At 50.0% G+C, this 3,524-nt stretch carries 4 protein-coding genes; 1 reads left to right on the top strand and 3 read right to left on the bottom strand.

Annotation, left to right across the window (positions count from 1 at the left end; translation table 11 throughout):
- From BLX24_RS29665 to BLX24_RS29655, 3 genes are all read right to left on the bottom strand, one after another.
- Window positions 1-1,268: tetratricopeptide repeat protein (locus BLX24_RS29665; protein ID WP_143092885.1), on the bottom strand; the 1,268-nt coding region annotated here is incomplete at its 3' end.
- Between the two features lie 119 nt (window positions 1,269-1,387).
- The gene (locus BLX24_RS29660; protein WP_071506832.1) at window positions 1,388-2,422 is read right to left on the bottom strand and encodes a sensor histidine kinase; all 1,035 of its coding nucleotides are present in this window, start codon (window positions 2,420-2,422) and stop codon (window positions 1,388-1,390) included.
- 100 nt (window positions 2,423-2,522) lie between these two features.
- Window positions 2,523-3,104, bottom strand: coding sequence for a cupin domain-containing protein (locus tag BLX24_RS29655; protein ID WP_071506831.1), 582 nt, complete (start codon window positions 3,102-3,104; stop codon window positions 2,523-2,525).
- Between the two features lie 133 nt (window positions 3,105-3,237).
- Between BLX24_RS29655 and BLX24_RS29650 the strand changes: the two genes are divergently transcribed.
- Entirely contained in the window at window positions 3,238-3,459 is a 222-nt protein-coding gene (locus BLX24_RS29650; protein ID WP_143092884.1) for a hypothetical protein, read from the top strand.
- The last annotated feature ends 65 nt before the right edge of the window (window positions 3,460-3,524 follow it).

The raw sequence follows: 3,524 nt of genomic DNA, 5'->3' as shown, positions 1-3,524 counted from the left end.
ATGCGCAGCCGCTCCTGTTCTTCACCGATGATCATTGCTTTCAGGTTTGCGACTTCATGTTCGCGGGTAAGTGCCTGTATTTTTTGCTGCTGCATCAGGTCCTTAACTTTCTGTTTCTGTCTGTAACCATACATCACTGCCAGGAGGCTAACCAGCAACAAGCCGGCAAAAATAGCCGTTGCCAGGGCCAGTTGCTGATTGTAGGCTATTTCTTTCCGGTGGAAGCGTTCGCGCTCCTGGTATCGTAAAATCCGGTTTTCGTTATCATAATAGGCCTGCAGCATGGCCAGTCGTTGTTTTTTCTCCGCCTCCTGAATCTCATCATCGATTTGTTTCAGTAACCGGTGGGTATCCACAGCGCGTTTGTAATTTTTTAACTGGTAATAGATCCCGGTTTGCTCCTTAGCAAAAGCCCGCCTCGAATAGGTCGAAATCTGGCTTCGTTTGGCATCCATCAACCGGATTCCTTTAACCAGCTCTAACACCGCCTGCTCCGGCTTTTTTTTGAGAAGCAGGTTGCATCTGGCCAGGTAAATCATAATCACCACATCGTATTCTCTGCCCGACAAAGCCTCTGCCAGCCCTGTTGTATACCACCCCATGGCTTCTTTCTCATCCGTGAGTGCGGCGTAATCATTCCCCAAAGCCCATGCGGCAATCGCACTGCCCCGTTTAGATTTTTTTAAAACGGCATGCCGGTACGACTCGCGGTTTACCTTAATGGCCAGATCATACTGCCCGATCTGATCATAACACTGCCCCAGATTGGATAAAATCTGATACCGTTCGGTAAGCTCAAAACGGCTTTCCGGATGACCGGGCAACAGCGTCAGTCCACGTTTAAGATGCTGAATCGCCTTTGTTAACTGATCGAGGTCTGAGTAAAGCAACCCCAGCAAATTATGCTGGTTGGCCATCATGGTCGAATCATTCAGCTGGCCGGCTACGTTCAGTCCCTTAAGGGCAAACTGTATTCCCTGTTCGACCATGGCATTGTAATAAAACACCTCACTTTGATACGCCAGCAGGTAAAATTCCATCTCAGGATCAGGCTGTCGCTGCAGGATCCGGAACCCTTTGTTGAGGGTAAGCTGAGCCGAATCAAACCGGGCAGAATCCATTTGTGACGAAACGGCCGAAATGATCTGCACCAGTGTGTGTTTTCCGGGCGTTGTAGCGGGCGGCTGAGACGTTGCTTCCCGGGAACCGGTTACCAGAAAAAGCAGTACCAGCCAGGCACTGCCCGGAATCAGCGCTTTTATGGTCATGGCTTTTGTCGTTGTGATCAGCAAGTATAGGAATCAGGAACAGATTAAAAAACGCTTACTTATTTAAAGGCATTTTGATACATGCTGCGGCCCGGTATGATCCCATCCGGCGGCCTCCCCTACGCTTCATTAACCGGAATCAGCGGCAGCGCAACAAGAAACCGGCCGGCTTCTTCACGAACACTGGGCTTTGGCTGACCAAGAATGTCATATTTTGCCAGAATATTCGTCAGCCCGACACCATTTGACAAAACGCCCTGTTTTTTTCGCTGAAGGTTATTGGAGATATGCAGGTTTGCCAGCGCATCGGTCTGAATTTTAATGGTGAGCGGGCGGCTTGCCATCACCACATTGTGTTTCACGGCATTTTCTACCAGCAACTGGAGTGTCAGCGAGGGCAGTTTATAATTTCCATACTGCGGATCAATTTCCGTTGTCAGGCTGAAGCCGTTGCCGTATCGGGTCCGGAGTAAGTGGGCGTATGACTGGATGAAATTCAATTCTGCATTCAGGTCCGTCAGATCCTGTTCATTGGCCCGCAGCACATAGCGATACACCGAGCTTAACTCTTCGGCAAACCGCTCGGCCCGTTCCGGGCTTTCGCTGATCAGGGCAATCAGGGCATTCAGGCTGTTAAACAGAAAATGCGGGTTTACCTGCTGTTTTAATACGTCCATCTGCTGCATCATGTGCAGTTGCTTCAGATCAAACTCACGCCGGTTGCTTTCCCGAAGCTGGTAATAGGTATAAATGGCTTCATGACAACCGGCCGACACCACATTCGTAACCAGTCCGATCATTAATACCCACGGCAGGGTTTCGGGCTTGTAGGGATAGTTCAGGTAATCAAATAACCGGAAAACCAACGGGATCGTGATGAGCATAAACCCCGAATACCCCAACATCGAAAACAATAGCCGGTTGCCGAACTGATCGGGGTGTTCGTAACGGTACCGCATGTATTTCATCCAGGTGGTCAGCACAAGAAATACCACGGCTCCCCATAGATTGACAATCAGGGTTGCGTTGACGAACAGTGTTTTATCGTTGTAGTAAGCGTTTCCGAAAATAACGTAATTCGCAATAAACAGGGCCGGCGAATTCAGCAGATAAATCAAAAAATCGTAGCGGTCAAATGTAGTCCACTTCTTCATACGTGACTGGTTGGGATAACGTGTTTAAAGGCTGAAAGAAACCACTACGAACTCTTTTCTGAACCTGAATATACAACATCCGGACAACAACCCATGTCGTTTACCAGATAGTACGATACTGACGTTCCAGTTCGGCAGCAGTGCCGTTTTTGATCGCTTTCCGGCCAAACCAGTTCAGAACGGGTTGTAAGGCGGCCATCCAGCCGGTCAGGTATGTGCCGCTTATCAGTACGGTATAGCCCAGTATATAGAGGCTTTTTGGCATGCCTTTGGCATCGGTCCTGCCATCGCGGGCCAGTCCGTAGGTGATTTGCAGGGTCTGCTCAAATCCCGGACAACCCGGCGAAATGCGGCACTGAAACCGGCAATCGTGCTTGCTGCTGTTAAAAAACCGGTGTTTGCTGCCAATCGGGGCAGTGGCCGATTGGCCGGGCTGAAGCCGGATAATTTTCTCACCCACCTGTAAACTAAGTTCCCCTTCCAGACAGGTAAACTCTTCTGAAAAGGTATCGTGATAATGGAGCGGATTACCGCCCCCCGCCGAGAGCTTTACTTCAACAAAGGTGTGTTCTCCCCCGCTTTCGCTGCTGGTTTCCAGAAAGACAACTTCGTCTTTCAGAATCGGATTAAGAATGGTACGGCTTTGGGTGACCGCAGTAAAGGCTGATTTTCTCGCTTGCATACCGTTTGTATATTGGTTTATGCCGCAAAGATTCCGCCTAATCGACAAAGCCGCGAATGGCAATGACCTGAAGTGTGGTTTTATGTTCCTAAACCGTCACATCGGTGTATTAGCTGTTTCAGCCATCGTTTTCATGAGCGCAATCTCGGCCGGGGTGCGCGAAAGCGGCCGCCCTGCCTCATCTGTTGATTGGGGGCGTACGAGGACTTTACAGGTAAGTGACCCGCCGCTTGCCAAAGGCCTGCAGGACGTTCGGCAGCTTGACACCATCCCGTCCGGTGGCGCCAATAAGTCGGGGTACGATAGGCTCTATATCCGGCAGATTACGGGCATCACCTTACCGCCCTTCGGCTGATTGCAGCATAGTTCTCAGCAAATGATGCTAACTTTTCTCCGTCAGGCAATAGAATCGGGGGTAAA

The organism is Arsenicibacter rosenii (assembly GCF_001870735.1).
In the GTDB taxonomy this organism is placed as follows: Bacteria; Bacteroidota; Bacteroidia; order Cytophagales; family Spirosomataceae; genus Arsenicibacter; species Arsenicibacter rosenii.
The sequence above is the reverse complement of the archived record's forward strand: the minus strand, read 5'-3'. Positions and strand labels throughout refer to the sequence as shown.